General features: G+C 60.7%; 16 protein-coding genes and 1 tRNA gene. 8 read left to right on the top strand and 9 right to left on the bottom strand.

Translation table 11 applies throughout. From position 1 onward, the window contains the following. Position 1 precedes the first annotated feature (1 nt). The 5 genes from cysW to dibA form a co-directional block, all read right to left on the bottom strand. The gene (gene cysW, locus JV241A_RS00315) at positions 2–874 is read right to left on the bottom strand and encodes a sulfate ABC transporter permease subunit CysW (protein WP_038997732.1); all 873 of its coding nucleotides are present in this window, start codon (positions 872–874) and stop codon (positions 2–4) included. 14 nt (positions 875–888) lie between these two features. Beyond that, positions 889–1,707: a sulfate ABC transporter permease subunit CysT gene (gene cysT, locus JV241A_RS00310; RefSeq protein WP_010222098.1), complete on the bottom strand. Its 819-nt coding sequence runs from the start codon at positions 1,705–1,707 to the stop codon at positions 889–891. A gap of 88 nt (positions 1,708–1,795) precedes the next feature. Then, on the bottom strand, positions 1,796–2,803 hold the full coding sequence (locus JV241A_RS00305; RefSeq protein ID WP_115089471.1) for a sulfate ABC transporter substrate-binding protein: 1,008 nt from the start codon (positions 2,801–2,803) through the stop codon (positions 1,796–1,798). A 47-nt stretch (positions 2,804–2,850) separates the two neighbouring features. Then, a complete protein-coding gene (gene oscA, locus JV241A_RS00300) occupies positions 2,851–3,033 on the bottom strand; it encodes a sulfur starvation response protein OscA (RefSeq protein WP_007941032.1) in 183 nt (60 codons plus the stop codon). Between the two features lie 175 nt (positions 3,034–3,208). Further along, a complete protein-coding gene (gene dibA, locus JV241A_RS00295) occupies positions 3,209–5,104 on the bottom strand; it encodes a phosphodiesterase DibA (protein WP_134061172.1) in 1,896 nt (631 codons plus the stop codon). 149 nt (positions 5,105–5,253) lie between these two features. Here dibA and desA point away from each other — a divergent pair, with 149 nt between their 5' ends. Both desA and JV241A_RS00285 read left to right on the top strand, forming a co-directional pair. Next, positions 5,254–6,438, top strand: coding sequence for a delta-9 fatty acid desaturase DesA (desA, locus tag JV241A_RS00290; protein WP_115089473.1), 1,185 nt, complete (start codon positions 5,254–5,256; stop codon positions 6,436–6,438). 135 nt (positions 6,439–6,573) lie between these two features. After that, on the top strand, positions 6,574–7,563 hold the full coding sequence (locus JV241A_RS00285; protein ID WP_115089474.1) for a sensor domain-containing diguanylate cyclase: 990 nt from the start codon (positions 6,574–6,576) through the stop codon (positions 7,561–7,563). Between the two features lie 99 nt (positions 7,564–7,662). On the opposite strand, the gene JV241A_RS00280 is transcribed toward JV241A_RS00285, so the two are convergent. The 3 genes from JV241A_RS00280 to gabD form a co-directional block, all read right to left on the bottom strand. Further along, complete coding sequence (locus tag JV241A_RS00280; RefSeq protein ID WP_134061171.1) at positions 7,663–8,871, bottom strand: response regulator; 1,209 nt, start codon at positions 8,869–8,871, stop codon at positions 7,663–7,665. Between the two features lie 140 nt (positions 8,872–9,011). Next, positions 9,012–10,292: a 4-aminobutyrate--2-oxoglutarate transaminase gene (gene gabT / locus JV241A_RS00275; protein WP_038997739.1), complete on the bottom strand. Its 1,281-nt coding sequence runs from the start codon at positions 10,290–10,292 to the stop codon at positions 9,012–9,014. Between the two features lie 183 nt (positions 10,293–10,475). Beyond that, positions 10,476–11,918 carry an NADP-dependent succinate-semialdehyde dehydrogenase gene (gabD, locus tag JV241A_RS00270; RefSeq protein WP_115089476.1) on the bottom strand — a complete coding sequence of 481 codons (1,443 nt, stop codon included), beginning with the start codon at positions 11,916–11,918 and terminating at the stop codon, positions 10,476–10,478. A 261-nt stretch (positions 11,919–12,179) separates the two neighbouring features. Between gabD and JV241A_RS00265 the strand changes: the two genes are divergently transcribed. Beyond that, positions 12,180–12,256, top strand: a tRNA-Arg gene (locus JV241A_RS00265). A gap of 125 nt (positions 12,257–12,381) precedes the next feature. Here JV241A_RS00265 and JV241A_RS00260 read toward each other — a convergent pair. Further along, complete coding sequence (locus tag JV241A_RS00260) at positions 12,382–12,945, bottom strand: DUF2059 domain-containing protein (protein WP_134061170.1); 564 nt, start codon at positions 12,943–12,945, stop codon at positions 12,382–12,384. A gap of 213 nt (positions 12,946–13,158) precedes the next feature. Between JV241A_RS00260 and JV241A_RS00255 the strand changes: the two genes are divergently transcribed. Genes JV241A_RS00255 through JV241A_RS00235 form a run of 5 tightly spaced genes read left to right on the top strand, consistent with a single transcriptional unit; the run spans position 13,159 to position 17,063 of the window. Beyond that, complete coding sequence (locus JV241A_RS00255) at positions 13,159–13,857, top strand: WbqC family protein (protein WP_134061169.1); 699 nt, start codon at positions 13,159–13,161, stop codon at positions 13,855–13,857. Between the two features lie 9 nt (positions 13,858–13,866). After that, positions 13,867–14,589 (top strand): class I SAM-dependent methyltransferase, encoded by a 723-nt coding sequence (locus JV241A_RS00250; RefSeq protein WP_134061168.1) that lies wholly within the window; start codon positions 13,867–13,869, stop codon positions 14,587–14,589. After that, entirely contained in the window at positions 14,586–15,434 is an 849-nt protein-coding gene (locus JV241A_RS00245) for an NAD(P)-dependent oxidoreductase (RefSeq protein WP_134061167.1), read from the top strand. The genes JV241A_RS00250 and JV241A_RS00245 overlap by 4 nt, the downstream gene beginning before the upstream one ends. Further along, entirely contained in the window at positions 15,431–16,408 is a 978-nt protein-coding gene (locus tag JV241A_RS00240; RefSeq protein ID WP_134061166.1) for an ATP-grasp domain-containing protein, read from the top strand. Before JV241A_RS00245 ends, JV241A_RS00240 begins: the two co-directional genes overlap by 4 nt. Next, positions 16,386–17,063 carry a metallophosphoesterase family protein gene (locus tag JV241A_RS00235; protein ID WP_134061165.1) on the top strand — a complete coding sequence of 226 codons (678 nt, stop codon included), beginning with the start codon at positions 16,386–16,388 and terminating at the stop codon, positions 17,061–17,063. The genes JV241A_RS00240 and JV241A_RS00235 overlap by 23 nt, the downstream gene beginning before the upstream one ends. The last annotated feature ends 13 nt before the right edge of the window (positions 17,064–17,076 follow it).

The following is a 17,076-nucleotide window of genomic DNA, read 5'->3' as shown; positions in this document are numbered from 1 at the left end:
ATTATTCCTCCGCCGCGTTATGGCGCAGACGGTTAATACGGGACTCGCTCCACTGCTTGAGCAGCAGGATGAAGAGCGCCAGGATCAGCAACAGGCTGGCGACGCTGAAGGCCGCAACGTGGTTGTATTCGTTGTAGAGGATCTCGACGTGCAGCGGCAAGGTGTTGGTCACCCCGCGAATATGCCCGGACACCACCGACACCGCACCGAACTCACCCATCGCCCGCGCGGTACACAGCACCACGCCGTAGATCAGACCCCATTTGATGTTGGGCAGGGTCACGTGCCAGAACATCTGCCAACCGTTGGCACCGAGCAGGCGCGCAGCCTCCTCTTCCTGGGTGCCCTGCTCCTGCATCAGCGGGATCAGTTCACGGGCCACGAACGGCACGGTGACGAAGATGGTCGCCAGGACGATGCCCGGCAAGGCGAAGACAATCTGGATGTCGTGATCCTGCAGCCACGGCCCGAACAGGCCCTGGGCGCCGAACATCAGCACGTAGACCAGACCTGCGATCACCGGCGACACCGAGAACGGCAGGTCGATGAGCGTGACCAGGATGCTCTTGCCACGGAAGTTGTACTTGCTCACGCACCAGGCGGCGCTGACGCCGAACACCAGGTTCAGCGGCACCGAGATGGCCACGGCGATCAGGGTCAGCTTCAGCGCCGACAAGGCGTCGGGCTCGAAGATCGCCTCGAAGAACGTCCCCAGGCCCATTTTCAGGCCCTGGGACACCACGATCACCAGCGGCAGCAGCAGGAACAGGGCGAAAATCAACCAGCCAAGGCTGATCAGGATACGCCGTGAAGTGGCGCTGCCACGGCGGGCGGCATTGGCCGAAGCGGCCGCGCCAATAGAATTCGCAGACATGGACGTAGCCTCCTTCAAGGGGTTTCGATGCGCCGCTGCAGCAAGTTGATCAGCAGCAACAGGATGAAGGAAACCACCAGCATCAACACGCCGATAGCGGTGGCGCCGGTGTAGTCGTACTGGTCGAGCTTGACCATGATCAGCAGCGGCAGGATCTCGGTCTTCATCGGCATGTTGCCGGCGATGAAGATCACCGAGCCGTACTCGCCAACGCCACGGGCAAAGGCCAGGGCAAAACCCGTCAGCCAGGCCGGCAACAGCGCTGGCGCCAGTACGTAGCGAAACACCTGCAGCGGCTTGGCGCCCAGGCAGGCGGCAGCTTCTTCGACTTCACGGGGAATGTCGGCCAGCACCGGCTGCACCGTACGCACCACGAACGGCAAGGTCACGAAGGTCAGCGCCAGGGTGATACCCAGCGGGGTGTAGGCGATCTTGAAGCCCAGGTCGGTGGCAAACTGGCCGACCAGGCCGGCCGGTGCGTACAGCGCGGTCAGCGCGATACCGGCAACGGCCGTGGGCAGGGCGAACGGCAGGTCGATCATCGCATCGATGATCTTGCGTCCGGGGAAGGTATAGCGCACCAGCACCCAGGCCAGCAGGGTGCCGATGATGCCGTTGATGATGGCCGCGTAGAGGGCAGTGCCGAAGCTCAGCTTGAGCGCCGCGAGCACCCGCGGTGCACTGACGATGGCCCAGAACTGCTCCCAGGTGAGCTGGGCGGCATGTATGAACATGGCGGCCAGCGGTATCAGCACAATCAGGCTGAGGTACACCAAGGTGTAGCCCAGCGTCAGCCCGAAGCCGGGTATGACGGGGGAAATACGACGTGACATAAAGGTCCCTGGTTGAACGCACGAAGCCCGGGACGAATCCCGGGCCCATGCTGGCTACTGAACGGCGATTATCCTGACGGGCATTGCATCACTGCGCCGTGTAGATCTGGTCGAACACGCCACCATCGTTGAAGAACTTGGGTTGGGCAGTCTTCCAGCCACCGAAGTCTTTGTCGATAGTCACCAGGTCCAGTTTCGGGAACTGCTTGGCGTATTCGGCAGCGACTTTCGGATCACGCGGGCGGTAGAAGTTCTCGGCGGCAATTTTCTGCCCGGCCGGGCTGTACAGGTGCTTGAGGTATTCCTCGGCGATCTGTTCGTTGCCCTTCTTCTGCGCATTCTTGTCGACCACCGCCACGGGCGGCTCGGCGAGGATCGACAGCGACGGCACGACGATGTCGAACTTGTCGGCGCCACCGTCTTCCTTGAGGGCCAGGAAGGCTTCGTTTTCCCAGGCCAGCAACACGTCACCCTGACCGTTGTTGACGAAGGTGATGGTCGAGCCACGGGCGCCGGTGTCCAGTACCGGTACGTGCTTGAACAGCTCCTTGACGTATTCCTGGGCCTTGGCCTCGCTGCCGCCGGCTTTCAGGCCGTAGGCCCAGGCGGCGAGGAAGTTCCAGCGGGCGCCGCCGGAGGTTTTCGGGTTCGGGGTGATGACCGAGACGTCTTTCTTGATCAGGTCGCCCCAGTCCTTGATACCTTTCGGGTTGCCCTTGCGCACCAGGAACACGATGGTCGAGGTGTAGGGGGTGCTGGCGTCCGGCAGGCGGGTCTGCCAGTTGTCCGGCAGGGTCTTGCCGAGCTTGGCCACTTCGTCGATGTCGCCCGCCAGGGCCAGGGTCACCACGTCGGCGCGCAGGCCGTCGATCACCGCGCGGGCCTGCTTGCCCGAACCACCGTGGGACTGCTGGATCTTCACCTTGTCGTCCGGGTGAGCCTGCTGCCAGTGCTTGACGAACTCGGCGTTGTACTGCTGATACAACTCGCGGGTCGGATCATAGGACACGTTCAGCAGTTCGTAGTCCTTGGCGATTGCGGAACCGGCAAAAACGGCGCTGGCGAGGGCGGCCAGGGCATAACGGCGGATGGACATGGTGAAGCTCCCGATTGGCGTATTTTTCTAATTAGGTGGCGCGATAATCAGCTGGGCTTGTTGCCGGGGTTCTGCAGGCGGAACTTTTCCTTGCGTTCGATCTGCACGACCTGGGCGTTGTGCACGGTGATTTCCACCGCGCCAAACCGCAGGTCGCGCAGGGCGCTCTGGATTTCGCGCAGAATGGTGGCTTCGTCCTGACCGTCAACGCTACGCAGAGATGCGCTCATGCTCGTGCTCCTGTGATATGGGTGCCGTGCAGTGCGTGAAGGGGAGCGACTGCGCCTGGCTTGAGGGCAATCTTAGGGGGGCGCGAATATTCTTAAAAATACTATTTAAGAATTTTTATATAACTGAAATAGAGTTTCGCGGGGCAAGTCGGATCGCCGCCCCGCGATAGGGCCCTCAGGCCCAGCGCAATTGCTGCGCCGGCACCGGCCGCCCGAACCAGTAGCCCTGGCCCAGCTGACACTGTTGCTCCAGCAGAAAGCGCGCCTGCTCGGCTTGCTCGATGCCCTCGGCATGCACCAGCATGCCCATGCTCCGGGCCAGGGCGATGATCACCCGCACGATCGCCACATCGTCTTCATCACAGGGCAAGCCGGCGACAAAACCCTGGTCGATCTTGAGCTTTTGCACCGGCAGGCGCTTGAGCCGCAGCAACGACGAATAGCCGGTGCCAAAGTCATCGATGGCCAGTCGCAAGCCCAGCTCACGCAGGCGATGCAGTTGTTCAAGGGCCACCTCAGGGTCTTCCATCACCGCGCTTTCGGTAACTTCCAGCTCCAGTACGGCCGGGTCCAGCGCCGTGTCGTGGAGCACCTGGGCGACCTGCTGGTAAAGGTCACGATGGCCAAACAGCCGGCTGGAAATGTTCACCGCAACAAACTCCAGCGCCCGCCCCTCGGCCTGCCATTGCACCATCTGCAGGCAGGCCTGACGCAGCACCCAGGTGTCGATATCGGCGATCAGCCCGGTGCGCTCGGCAATCGGGATGAACTCCCCGGGCGGCACCAGCCCGCGCTGCGGATGCTGCCAGCGCACCAGCGCCTCGACGCCGATCATCTTGCCGCTGAACAGGTCATGCACGGGCTGGTAATACACCCTGAGTTCTTCCTGCTCCAATGCCCGACGCAGCTCGCCGGCGGTCTCGACCCGCTGCTGGGCATGGGCGGTCAGCTCTTCGGTGTACAGCGCATAGCCCGCGCGGCCGTTGCTCTTGGCCTTGAACAGCGCAGAATCGGCATTGCGCAACAATTGCTCGGCGCTCAGGGCGTCGCTGGGGAACAGGCTGATGCCGATGCTGACGCTGATGAACAGGCGCTGGCCATCGACCTCGAACGGCGCTTTCATGCCGTCGATGATGCTCTGCGCCAAAGCGGCGGCCTGGCCCACCTGCGGGCAGTTCTCGGCCAGTACGGCAAATTCGTCACCACCCAGGCGGGCCAGGGTCACGCCGTTGCCCAGCAGCGCCTTCAAGCGCTCACCGACAGCCTTGAGCAACTGGTCGCCGATGTTGTGGCCGAGGCTGTCGTTAATGCTCTGGAAGTGGTCCAGGTCGAGCAACAGCAAGGCGCAGCCGCGCTTGTTGGCCTGGGCCGCCGCCAGTGCCTGCTCGGTGCGGTCGTTGAACAGCAGGCGGTTGGGCAGGTCGGTGAGCGGGTCGTGATGAGCGAGATACGCCAGCTCACGCTCAGAATGCTTGATCGCGCTGATGTCGCTGAACACCGCGACGTAATGACTCAACTCGCCGCTGTCATCGCGGATGGCGCAAATCGTCTGCCACTGCGGATACACCTCGCCGCTTTTGCGCCGGTTCCAGATCTCGCCGCTCCACTCGCCCTTCTCCGCCAGGGTGGCGTAAATCTGCTGGTAGAACGGCGCACCGTGACGGCCGGATTTGAACTTGCTCGGGCGCTGGCCGAGCACTTCGTCCTTGTCGTAGCCGGTGATCTGCATGAACGCCCGGTTCACGTGCACGATCAGGCCATCGCGGTCGGTCACCAATACCCCTTCCAGGGTGCTGTCGAACACCGCGGCAGCCATGCGCAGGCGCTCGCGGTCCTCGCGGCGCAAGCGCACACCGACGCCGATGAAATTGAGCAGGCGGGCGCGCGAGACAAAAATCAGCAAGGCGCTACACAACACCCAGAAATGCGCGCTGATCAGCTGCCAGCGGGCGATATGCTCCGGCGCATCGAAAAGACTGTTCAATAACTGATCAGACAGCGCCAGCCACAGTACCGATAGCACGAGGTAGAGCGCCGCCATGCGCATGGCGTCTCGAATGGAAGCAGACATAAGGTCCCGGGCAAACCCACAAATATTTGTGGGGATTATAGGGTAGAAACATCCGGTGACCTCCTATCTAAAAGGCCGACTGGTTTTATTTGCTGGCGCAGGGATAATGTTTCCCGCTGTTCCCTATGTTTTTGAGGGCCATTTCGCCTATGTGGTACGAAGGTTTGCTCAACTTGTCAGTGTGGCAATTGCTGGCAGTTACCCTGGTAATGACGCATGTGACCATCGTCAGTGTCACCGTTTACCTGCACCGTTATTCCGCCCACCGCTCGCTGGAACTCAACGCCGGGCTCAAGCACTTTTTCCGTTTCTGGCTGTGGCTGACCACGGCGCAGAACACCCGCGAGTGGACCGCTATCCACCGCAAGCACCACGCCAAATGCGAAACCGTCGACGACCCGCACAGCCCGGTGATCAAGGGCCTGTCCACAGTACTGCGCAAGGGCGCCGAGCTGTACCGCGAAGAGGCACAGAACCCGGAAACCCTGCGTATCTACGGCAAGAACTGCCCGGAAGACTGGATCGAACGCAACCTCTACAGCCGCTACAAGCTCGGCGGCATCGCCCTGATGGCGGTGATCGACCTGCTGCTGTTCGGCACCGCGGGCATCACCATCTGGGCGGTGCAGATGATGTGGATTCCGTTCTGGGCTGCCGGCGTGGTCAATGGCCTGGGCCACGCAGTCGGCTATCGCAACTTCGAATGCCGCGACGCCGCCACCAATCTGGTGCCCTGGGGCATCATCATTGGCGGTGAAGAGCTGCACAACAACCACCACACCTACCCCAATTCGGCCAAGCTCTCGGTCAAGCGCTGGGAGTTCGACATGGGCTGGGCCTGGATCAAGCTGTTCTGCTGGCTGCGCCTGGCCAAGGTGCAGCGCGTCGCGCCTATCGCCCACCGGGTCGAAGGCAAGGGCCAGCTGGACATGGACACCGCCATGGCGATCCTCAACAACCGCTTCCAGATCATGGCCCAGTACCGCAAGCTGGTGATCGCGCCGCTGGTCAAGCAGGAACTGGCGCGGGTCGACGATTCGGTGCGCCACCAGTTCCGCCGTGCCAAGCGCTTGCTGTCGCGGGAAACCAGCCTGCTGGAAGACCGTCACCACCTGCGCATCCAGACCATGCTCGAGCACAGCCAGGCACTCAAGACCATCTACGAGAAACGCCTGGCCCTGCAACAGATCTGGGCACGCACCAGCGCCAACGGCCACGACATGCTCGCCGCCATGAAGGACTGGGTCCACGAAGCCGAGGCCAGCGGCATCCAGTCACTGCGCGACTTTGCCGCCCAGCTCAAGACCTACTCGCTGCGCCCTGCCCTGGCCTGATGCCGTTGATCGGCGCGCCCGCTTAGCGGCGCGCCGACCGGAACTTACCCGCCTAATCTCACTCTGACAGGCATATCGCCCGCGTGGCGGGCCGGGTCGTGGCCGCACGCCCCAGTCGTGAGAATTTCCGCGCAAATGGTCAAGAACAAACCAACTACCCTGGCCTGCAACCCGCCACCTGAAGCCGCCCAAACCCTTCTGGCGCTGATGCATGCCCAAGGCGAAGTCGCACGCCTGAGCGAGCGCGAGCAGTTGTTCAGTTCATTGCTCGACAGCGTCAACGCGGTGCTTTGGGCATTCGACTGGGAAAGCCGCCAGGTGCTCTACGTCAGCCCCGCCTACGAACGCATTTTTGGCCGCCCCGCCGGGCTGCTGTTGGCCGACTTCAATGAGTGGCGCGACAGCATTTACCCCGACGACCTCGACTACGCCGAACGCAGCCTGGCTGAAGTGCTGGTCAAAGGCGCGGTGGAAGACCGCGAGTACCGCATCATCGCCGCCGACGGCCAGGTGCGCTGGATCAGCGACAAGTGCTTCATCAACCAGCAGTCCGATCCGGACCAGCGGGTAATCATTGTCGGCATGGCCGAGGACATCACCGAAAAGAAGCAGCTCGAAGGCGAACTGCAGCGCTTGGCCACCACCGACGTGCTGACCCAGAGCAGCAACCGTCGGCACTTTTTCGAGTGTGCCCAGCACGCCTTCGAAACCGCGCGGCTGCAGCAGACGCCATTAGCGTTCCTGCTGCTCGACATCGATGACTTCAAGCAGATCAACGACACCTACGGGCATCAGGAAGGTGACTATGTGCTGCAGCGCATTGCTGATACCGGCAAGGCGGTTTTGCGCCGCGGTGATCAGTTCGGGCGTATTGGTGGTGAAGAGTTTGCGGCAGTGTTCCCGGGTTGCACGCCGGAGATTGCCCAGCAGATTGCCGAACGCCTGCAACGCGAGATTCAGCGCTTGAGCTTCAGCCATGAAGACAAGGTCTTCGGGGTGACGGTGAGTCAGGGGCTGACCGGGATCACCGAGGACGATGAATCGCTGGACAGCCTGTTTGCCCGGGCGGATGCGGCGATGTACCAGGCCAAGCGCCAGGGCAAGAATCAGATTGTAAGAGGCTGAAAAGCATCGCTGGCAAGCCAGCTCCCACAAGGGCCGAGGCATGCAAACCCTGTGGGAGCTGCCTTGCCAGCGATTGGGCCGCACAGCGGCCCCAAAATCTCAAATCTTGCGCAACCTGCCCAGCTCCGCCAGCCCCACCTTGAGCAACCGCGCGGTCTTGCTCTCGGCCAAGCCTTCCAGCCCCTGATCTGCCGGCAAGCGTGCCAGCTGCCCGGCCAGGTTCATCACCAGCGCATCGCGCGAATACACGCCACCGCCCAACTGGTAGATCGCCGCAATCAGCTCACGCAGCTCCAGCGGCAAACGCCAGCGGGTACGCAAGGCTGAACCAAACGCCGCAGCAAACTCGTTGAGCGACAGCTCCACCGAATCCTCATCCAGCTCACCCCCGGCCTGCTGCCATTCCTGCAAGCAACGCACCAGCGCCAGATCGCCCAGGCAATGCAGCAAGCCGGCGCAATAGCAGCGTTCCTGGTCGAGCTCGAGCATGCGCGCCAGGGTGCGCGCGTATTCGGCGGTGTGCAGCGACAAGTTCCAGAAATGCTCGGCATGGCGCGACAGGATTGGATCGCTGAGCTTGGCGCTACGCTTGAGCGCGAGCCCGAGGATCAGGTTCATGCTCTGGGTTGTACCCAGCTTGTTCAGCGCCTGCATCAGACTCTGCACCGCGCCATCACGATGCAGTGCAGCGCTGTTGGCAGCGGCGATGAGCACGGCTGTGACCTGTGGATCGTTGCGGATCTCGGCTTCCAGCACCTTGAGGTCCAGCCCCTGGGGTTGCAGGCTGCGCTTGATCGCCAGCTTCACGTCGGCAAACAGCGGGCCGCCATCGGAGGTGGCGCGGCGCCCCTCGAGGAAGCGCGGCAAGGTTGAGCCTGGCTGCAACGGCGGCACCGGGCAAGCCACCTCCTCCCCGGCGCTGAGCAACAGGTCTTCCAGGCGCTGACGCAGGGAGTCCATGTTCAACGGCTTGCTCAGGTAGGCGGTCGGCGCGAACGGCAGCGCCTCGCGCACACTGGCGGCGTCACTGCGGTTGCTCATGAGAATGAACGGCAGCGCCGGCTGACGGCCCTTGGCCCGCACGTTGCGCAGCAAGTCGAGGCCATCGCCGCCGGGCAGCTCACGCGCGGCGATGATCAGATCGGGCTTGCTGGCCAGCGCCGCCAGGGCTTGCGAGCCGTCGGCACACACCTGCAAACGCGCATCGCAGCGCACGCTGAGGAGCATCTGGCTCAGCATGTCCCGTACCCAGGGGTCGCCTTCGGCAATCAGCACGCACGGTGCCTGGGCGGGCTCTACAACGCTCATACACAACTCTCCCGATATTCCGCTACACGCAATCCAGTGCACCTTCCTGGGTGTCTACTTACAGGCAACCTTAGCCCCCTGGCCTTCCTTTGGGCGAAAAAAAACCCGCCGAAGCGGGTTTTCTTCTAATGCGTCACAGTTTACGCGAGTTCTGCGAAGCACTCTTCGATGATTGCCAGACCTTGGTCCAGTTGCTCATCAGGCGAGGTCAGCGGAACCAGGATACGCAGGACGTTGCCGTAAGTGCCGCACGACAGCAGGATCAGGCCCTTGTCACGCGCCTTGGCCACAACCGAGGCTACAGCGGCAGCGTTCGGGGTGTGGGAACCGGCTTTGTCGAACACTTCGATAGCGATCATCGAACCCAGGGCACGCACGTCACCGATGATCGGGTGCTTGTCCTGGATCTTGCGCAGGCCGGCGACCAGACGCTCGCCAACGGCCTTGCTGCGGTCCAGCAGTTTTTCTTCTTCGAACACTTCCATCACGGCCAGGGCCGCGGCGCAAGCGATCGGGCTACCGGCGTAGGTGCCGCCCAGGCCGCCTGGCGCGATGGCGTCCATGTACTCGGCCTTGCCGCAGACACCGGCCAGCGGGAAGCCGCCAGCGATGGATTTGGCGAAGGTGGTCAGGTCTGGAGCAACGCCCATCTGCTCCATCGCAAAGAAGGTACCGGTACGGCCAGCGCCGGTCTGTACTTCGTCAGCGATCAGCAGAATGCCGTGCTGGTCGCACAGGGCACGCAGGCGCTTCATGAACTCTTTCGGCGCGACGTAGAAACCACCTTCACCCTGAACTGGCTCGAGGATGATGGCAGCGATGTCACGGGCTTCGGCGTCGTTCTTGAAGATGCGTTCGATGGAAGCGATCGAGTCGTCGATGCTCACACCGTGCAGCTCGTTCGGGTAGATGGCGCGGAAGATGCCGCCTGGCATCAGGCCCATGCCGGCCGAGTAAGGCACGACTTTACCGGTCAGGCCCAGGGTCATCATGGTACGGCCGTGGTAAGCGCCGGTGAAAGCGATCACGCCGGCACGGCCGGTGGCGGCACGGGCGATCTTGATGGCGTTTTCAACCGCTTCGGAACCGGTGGTGACCAGCAGGGTTTTCTTGGCGAAGTCGCCTGGCACCTTGGCGTTGATCTTTTCGCACAGCTCGACGTAAGGCTCGTAAGCCAGCACCTGGAAGCAGGTGTGGGTCAGTTTGTGCAGCTGGGCTTCAACGGCAGCGATGATCTTCGGGTGCACGTGACCGGTGTTCAGTACCGCGATACCGCCGGCGAAGTCGATGAACTCGCGGCCTTCGACGTCAGTGACGGTGGCGTTTTTTGCCGACTCGGCGAAGATCGGGTGGATCTGGCCAACACCGCGTGGAACAGCGGCGACACGACGTTGCATCAAAGATTCGTTGGTCTTGCTCATAATGTCCTCAATTCGCCACACACAAGGTGGCGCGATTCAAGTCGGAGTGGCCGGTATTCAACTGCAGGCAGCATGCGTTGATCGACTGCTGCAGGGGCCCAGGCCACTGGGTGTACGGTGTAAAAAGGCCAGCGAGACGTCGCTCTCGCGCCCCGCTGGCAGAGGTAAAGCCTTACGCTGCGATCAGACGCTGATGCACAGGTATTTGATTTCCAGGTAGTCCTCGATGCCGTACTTGGAGCCTTCGCGGCCCAGGCCCGAGGCCTTGATACCGCCGAACGGCGAGACTTCGTTGGAGATCAGACCGGTGTTGATACCGACCATGCCGTACTCCAGGGCTTCGGCGACACGGAACACACGGCTCATGTCACGGGCATAGAAGTACGAGGCCAGGCCGAACTCGGTGTCGTTGGACATGGCGATGACTTCGGCCTCGTCCTTGAAACGGAACAGTGGCGCCAGCGGGCCGAAGGTTTCTTCCTTGGCCACGGCAGCGTTCTTCGGCACGTCGACCAGAATGGTCGGCTCGAAGAAGTTGCCTTCGATCAGCTTGCCGCCGCTGAGCACTTTGGCGCCCTTGCCGACGGCGTCGTCGATGTGTTCCTGGACCTTGGCCACGGCCTTGCTGTCGATCAGCGGGCCAGTGGTGGTGCCGTCTTCCAGGCCATTGCCGATTTTCAGCTTGGCCACAGCGGCCTTGAGCTTCTCGGCGAAGGCATCGTAGACGCCGTCCTGAACGTAGATACGGTTGGCGCAAACGCAGGTCTGGCCGTTGTTGCGGTACTTGGAGATGATCGCGCCTTCGACGGCCTTATCCAGGTCTGCGTCGTCGAACACGATGAACGGCGCGTTGCCGCCCAGCTCCAGGGAAACTTTCTTGATGTCCTTGGCGCATTCGGCCATCAGCTGGCGACCGATTTCGGTGGAGCCGGTGAACGACAGCTTGCGCACGATCGGGTTGCCGGTCAGCTCGCTGCCGATGTCGCCGGCGCTGCCGGTCACCACGCTGAGCACGCCAGCCGGGATACCGGCACGGGTGGCCAGCTCAACCAGGGCCAGGGCCGAGTACGGGGTTTGCGAAGCAGGCTTGAGCACCATGGTGCAGCCAGCGGCCAGGGCCGGGCCGGCTTTACGGGTGATCATCGCCGCCGGGAAGTTCCACGGGGTAATGGCCGCGGTCACGCCGATCGGCTGCTTGATCACGATCAGGCGCTTGTCTGGCTGGTGACCCGGGATGGTGTCGCCGTAGACGCGCTTGGCTTCTTCAGCGAACCACTCGATAAAGGAAGCGGCGTAGACGATCTCGCCCTTGGCTTCGGCCAGTGGCTTGCCCTGCTCGGTGGTCATCAGGCGGGCCAGGTCGTCCTGGTGCTCGATCATCAGCTCGAACCAGCGACGCAGCTTGCCAGCACGTTCTTTGGCGGTCAGCGCGCGCCAGGCCGGCAGCGCCTTGTCGGCGGCCTCGATGGCACGGCGGGTTTCAGCGGCGCCCATCTTCGGCACAGTGCCGATGATCTCGCCCGTTGCCGGGTTGTTGACCTTGATCGTCTGGCCGTTGTCCGCGTCCAGCCACTCTCCATTGATGAAGGCTTGCTGGCGGAACAACTGGGCGTCTTTAAGCTGCATGTCGGGCTTCCTTAACTGCACCGTGCAGGCACGGCGCGAATTATTGATTGTAGAAAAAGGAGAGCGTTTGAAATCTCAAACGAATCCTAGGATCAACGAGGAGAAAGGACAATAGGGTGTTCGAAAAAAAGAACAAAAAGCGCTGTGCGGCTGATTTTTTCGGATCAACGTCACTTATAGCCCCTTGAATGTGCGAAATCGACCACAGTCATTCTGACGATGGACGCCGCCAGCCTAGATGGGTATCATGGCGCCCGCGTTGCACTCGTAGCTCAGCTGGATAGAGTACTGCCCTCCGAAGGCAGGGGTCGTGGGTTCGAATCCCGCCGAGTGCGCCATATCGATGAAGGCTCAGGTGAATACCTGGGCCTTTTTTGTTTTCCGGGCCGGCTGCCCCCCTCCTGTGGGAGCGGGCTTACCCCGCGACGCAATGGGCCAGCCCGGCTGGGACACATCTCTTATCTTATTCGGACATCAATACAGCACTGAAGCGTTCTTGAATGCGCTGACTGTAGGCATTGATCATCTTGCTTTGAATGGGCATAAGTTCATGAGCAAGCAATGGTGTTTTCCTCACCATGTCCTGCATGACCTCTGTCGAATAAAATTTGTTGAGTGCTTGAATTTGCCCAACAGTGAAGTGACGTTGATAGACAGGTAACACTTCCTGAAATACATCTTCGAACTTCAAACCCTCCTGCGCGACCAGGTCAAAATAAGCATTAATGCTCTTGGCCTCTTCCGGATGCGCAAGCAACAGCTCGAGCCTGGCACGCTTGGCAAGCTCCCGCTGCGTTGACTCGACGAGCTTGCGAAAGCCCACGACCTCGATGTAGTAGCGCAGCTCCGTTTCAAAATCGCCAGTCGGTCGATAGCCGGAGTAAGCTGCCTTGACCACACCTTCGGTGGCAAAAATCTTATCCCAGTTGGACAATAGCGCGGTTGCCATCCCCCCCAGCAAGCCGATAACAGCGATGGTAATCTTAGGATTCTTGGCACTGATTTTTTTAACGCGCGACACGCTCATGGATTACGTTTCATCATCAACAGGGAAAGTGCTGCAATTTTGCTTTTCCACTTCAGTAGAAATCAAACTTGATTGAACGTGCGTTAACCACCTCGATGATCGACAGCATTGTGAAAGTCAGCACCGCTCATCCATTACCCTCAAGGGGTGGACATTTCTGCCGAAAACCTCTCCAGATACCTGATAATCAGGCCAGCATCGGACCGTTGCACCATGAAATTATCGATCATGCAGCCCTACTTCCTGCCCTATGTCGGCTATTTCCAGCTGATTGCGGCAACGGATGTGTTCGTGGTCTACGACAACATCAAGTACACCAAGAAGGGCTGGATCAATCGTAACCGTTTGCTGCAGAACGGCAGCGACGCGACGTTTTCGTTGGCGCTGAAAAAAGACTCCGATGCCCTCGACGTGGTCCAGCGTGAACTCAGCGCCGAGTTTGACCGCAGCAAGCTGCTCAACCAGTTCAAGGGCGCCTACAGTCGGGCGCCGTATTTCACACAGGTCTGGCCATTGCTGCAGCGCATCGTCAGTTGCGAAGAACAGAACCTGTTCCGCTACATTTATAACGCCATCGTCGAAATATGCGCGTATCTGGAGCTGGGCACGCAGATCCGGGTGTCATCGCAGATCGACATCAATCACCAATTGAAAGGCCAGGACAAAGTCCTGGCCTTGTGCGAGGCGCTGGGCGCAGAGACTTACATCAATGCCATCGGCGGCACCGAGCTGTACGATCGCCAGGCGTTTCGCGCTCAAGGCACCGAGCTGCGCTTCATCCGCTCACATCCCCTGGAATACCCGCAGTTCGGCGCGCCCTTCGTGCCCTGGCTTTCCATGGTGGATGTGATGATGTTCAATGCGCCAGAGCAGGTCCGCACCATCGTCAATGCTCGCTATGAACTGCTTTGAGGGGACAAGATGAGCAATACGCTGGATAAACACGTGGCCGCCTACCAGGGTGACAATCTGTACGATTTCGATAACGAAATTCTCCTGACCTGGTATCCGCAGCGCGTCCTACACCACGCTGGTGCTGCCCGCTCATTACTTGAGCTGGGTCTGGGCCACGGCTATACCACGGATATCTTCTCGCGCCGTTTCGAGCACCACGTGGTGCTGGAAGGTTCGCCCGCAGTCATCGACAACTTTCGCGACAAACACCCGGACTGCCGGGCTCAAATCGTCGAGACCTGGTTCGAGAAGTTCAGCACCGACGAGCGCTTTGACGTAATCGTGATGGGCTTCATCCTTGAGCACGTGGACGATCCACTGGTGATTCTGCGACGCTTCCGAGAGTTTCTCGCGCCTGGCGGGCGGATGTTCATCGCCGTACCCAACGCTGAAGTGCTCAACCGCAGACTGGGCCAATTGGCTGGGCTGCTTGACGACGTGACTACCTTGTCCGAAAACGATCACTTGCTAGGACATCAGCGCTTTTACACCGTTGCAACACTCAAGGACGACGTCGCCCAGGCCGGTTGCACCGTTGATCGCCTGGAAGGGATCTACCTTAAGCCGTTCACCACCCGGCAGATCCTTTCCCTGCAATTGGATCGCCAGGTGATCGAAGGCCTGTGTACCGTCGGCATCGACTACCCGGAACTGAGCTGCGGCCTGTTCGCCGAGATTACCGCCCGATGAAGATTCTGCTCGCGGGCGGACAATCATCCCTCGCACAGGCACTGCAGCCCGTGCTGGCTAACGTTGCCGAAGTGCTCACGGCAGGTCGCAATGGCTGCGAGGTAGAACTTGATCTGAGCTGGCCGGCTGAACAATTCTGTCTGCCACCTGGAATTGATGTTGTCATCAACACAGCCGCAAGTTTTGTCGATGGCAGTATCAATGCCCTGCTCGAGGCCGAACAGATAAACGCCTTGGGTACGCTGAAGCTATGCGACGCGGCTCAACGCGGGGGCGTGCAACATTTTGTACAGATTTCCAGTATCAACGCCGAGCTGAACAACCAAAGCGACTATTACGGTATCTATGGCCTCTCCAAACGCCATGCCGATGAGCTCGTGCAGATGTACTGCGCCCGGGCAAAGCTGGCATGCACACTGTTGAGGCCGTCCCAGTTGTACGGTGAGCCTGATAGTTTCAGGCGCCATCAGGCGTTCATCTATGGCACGCTGGATAAAGCCCTGAAAAATGAAGACATAGTTATCTACGGTAGCCACGATGCCCGCAGGAATTACCTGCATGTCGAAGACTTCTGCAAGATTGTCAGCGCAGTTGTTGCAGATCGGGTTGAAGGCTTGTACACCTGCACCCATCCCCAGGATGCCAGTCTCCTTAGCGTGGCCAATTCCCTGGTCCTCGCGGCCAACTCGAACAGCAGGGTAAGCTTCGACGCTAGCAAGAAAGCTATCAGCGATAACGTCTTTCCCTACGACGACACCCTGTACCGCACCATCGGAATATACCCGTCCATCGGCTTGGAAGAAGGTCTTGGGCGACTGGTCGCCAGCAGGATGGGAGAACGATGAAAAGAATTCTGGTTTCCGGCGCCAGCGGTATCGTTGGTTACGGCATTTTGCGCGCACTGCGCCAGGCCAGACAGGACTGTTTTCTGGTCGGCTCGACCATCTACGACGACTCGGTCGCACCCGCATTTTGCGATGTTTTCGAACAGGCCCCGCCGACTTCGGCACCTGAGTACCTGGACTGGTTGCTGGACACCTTGCGCCGTCACCGCATCGACATGCTGATCCCTGGCATCGAGATCGATATGTATCACTGGGTCGACCACGTGCAGCAAATCCGCGGCACCGCTGCCCTGCCGTTGCTCAACGAACCGGCCTTGATCGCTCTGTGCAAGGACAAGTGGGGTTTCTACCAACAGTTGCTGGCGGCTGGCGTGGCCTGCGCCATCGACAGTTCGCTTGAGCAGGACTACGCCACCCTGGTCGCACGCTTCGGTCTGCCATTCCTGCTCAAGCCGCGCCGCGGCTTCGGCTCCAAGGGCATTGTGCGAGTCAGCAGTGAAGCGCAGTTTCTTCAGCATCGTGCCGAAATCGGCCCGATACTGATGGCCCAGCCAATTGTCGGTAACGACGACGAAGAGTTCACTACCTCGGCGTTCTGTGATGGTCGCGGCGGTTACTTCGCCAGCATGACCCTGCGCCGCAAACTGTCGCGCGATGGTTTCACTGACAAGGCCGAAGTGGCCGAGTCGGCCGAGTTCGCTCCGGCCATCGCCGAGCTGTGCCGCCTGTTCCGCCCGCTGGGGCCGACCAACTTCCAGTTCCGCCGCTGCGCCCAAGGGCCAAAGCTTCTGGAGATCAATCCGCGGATTTCTTCGTCCACGTCCATCCGCAGCGCGTTTGGCTACAACGAAAGCGCCATGGCCCTGGACTATTTTCTGGATCAACGCGATCCGGTGCAGCCGGCCATTCGCCGTGGCCGTGCCGTACGCTACACCGACGAGCAGATTTTCTATGAAGACGGCGTTTATCTCTGATATCCACGGCAACTATGAGGCGCTCAAAGCAGTGCTGGCCGAGATCGACCGTCTGGGCGTCACCAGCATTTACTGCGCTGGTGACGTAGTGGGCTATTACGCCCAGATCAACGAATGCTGCCAGGAGCTGCGCGACCGCGAAATTCCCTGCGTGATGGGCAATCACGACTGGTACATGGCCGGCGGAGGCTTCTGTCCGCGCTCGCGCAGTGTCAACGATTGCCTGGCTTACCTGCGCACAGTGATCAAGGCCGAACACCTGGACTGGCTGCGAACTTTCCCGGTGCAGCGCCAGATCGGCGAGGTACGCATGGTCCATGGCGGTTGGGGGGATCCGATCGATGAGTACCTCAAACCCACTGCCGAGTACTTCGAGCAGGTGCAAGGGCGAGTGTTCGTCTCCGGCCACACCCATCACCAGACCGTGAAACACTTCGGCGAGAAGATCTACTGCAACCCGGGCTCGGTGGGCCAGCCACGCGACGGCGACCCGCGTGCGGCCTTTGCTGTTTATGAGGATGGTGACTTCACCCTGCACCGCGTCGAGTACGACATGCAGACAGTGTTCGACCTGATGGAAGCCGCAGGCTTCAACGATTACTACTATGGCGGTCTGAAGACCGGCGCTGCGCGCTTGCGCCGCCTGGCAGACTGAAGCGGGATTGCAC

It is taken from the genome of Pseudomonas sp. JV241A (genome assembly GCF_900275665.1).
GTDB classification, from domain to species: domain Bacteria; phylum Pseudomonadota; class Gammaproteobacteria; order Pseudomonadales; family Pseudomonadaceae; genus Aquipseudomonas; species Aquipseudomonas wadenswilerensis.
This window is presented reverse-complemented; position numbering and strand designations above follow the sequence as displayed.

What these genes read in the sequence shown, in the direction of transcription:
- JV241A_RS00280 (WP_134061171.1), bottom strand. Translation starts at nt 8,871, where the DNA reads ATGAGCGTTGTAGAGCCCGCCCAGGCACCGTGCGTGCTGATTGCCGAA.
- gabD (WP_115089476.1), bottom strand. Translation starts at nt 11,918, where the DNA reads ATGCAGCTTAAAGACGCCCAGTTGTTCCGCCAGCAAGCCTTCATCAAT.
- JV241A_RS00240 (WP_134061166.1), top strand. Translation starts at nt 15,431, where the DNA reads ATGAAAAGAATTCTGGTTTCCGGCGCCAGCGGTATCGTTGGTTACGGC.
- JV241A_RS00305 (WP_115089471.1), bottom strand. Translation starts at nt 2,803, where the DNA reads ATGTCCATCCGCCGTTATGCCCTGGCCGCCCTCGCCAGCGCCGTTTTT.
- oscA (WP_007941032.1), bottom strand. Translation starts at nt 3,033, where the DNA reads ATGAGCGCATCTCTGCGTAGCGTTGACGGTCAGGACGAAGCCACCATT.
- cysW (WP_038997732.1), bottom strand. Translation starts at nt 874, where the DNA reads ATGTCTGCGAATTCTATTGGCGCGGCCGCTTCGGCCAATGCCGCCCGC.
- JV241A_RS00245 (WP_134061167.1), top strand. Translation starts at nt 14,586, where the DNA reads ATGAAGATTCTGCTCGCGGGCGGACAATCATCCCTCGCACAGGCACTG.
- desA (WP_115089473.1), top strand. Translation starts at nt 5,254, where the DNA reads ATGTGGTACGAAGGTTTGCTCAACTTGTCAGTGTGGCAATTGCTGGCA.
- dibA (WP_134061172.1), bottom strand. Translation starts at nt 5,104, where the DNA reads ATGTCTGCTTCCATTCGAGACGCCATGCGCATGGCGGCGCTCTACCTC.
- JV241A_RS00285 (WP_115089474.1), top strand. Translation starts at nt 6,574, where the DNA reads ATGGTCAAGAACAAACCAACTACCCTGGCCTGCAACCCGCCACCTGAA.
- JV241A_RS00255 (WP_134061169.1), top strand. Translation starts at nt 13,159, where the DNA reads ATGAAATTATCGATCATGCAGCCCTACTTCCTGCCCTATGTCGGCTAT.
- cysT (WP_010222098.1), bottom strand. Translation starts at nt 1,707, where the DNA reads ATGTCACGTCGTATTTCCCCCGTCATACCCGGCTTCGGGCTGACGCTG.
- gabT (WP_038997739.1), bottom strand. Translation starts at nt 10,292, where the DNA reads ATGAGCAAGACCAACGAATCTTTGATGCAACGTCGTGTCGCCGCTGTT.
- JV241A_RS00250 (WP_134061168.1), top strand. Translation starts at nt 13,867, where the DNA reads ATGAGCAATACGCTGGATAAACACGTGGCCGCCTACCAGGGTGACAAT.
- JV241A_RS00235 (WP_134061165.1), top strand. Translation starts at nt 16,386, where the DNA reads ATGAAGACGGCGTTTATCTCTGATATCCACGGCAACTATGAGGCGCTC.
- JV241A_RS00260 (WP_134061170.1), bottom strand. Translation starts at nt 12,945, where the DNA reads ATGAGCGTGTCGCGCGTTAAAAAAATCAGTGCCAAGAATCCTAAGATT.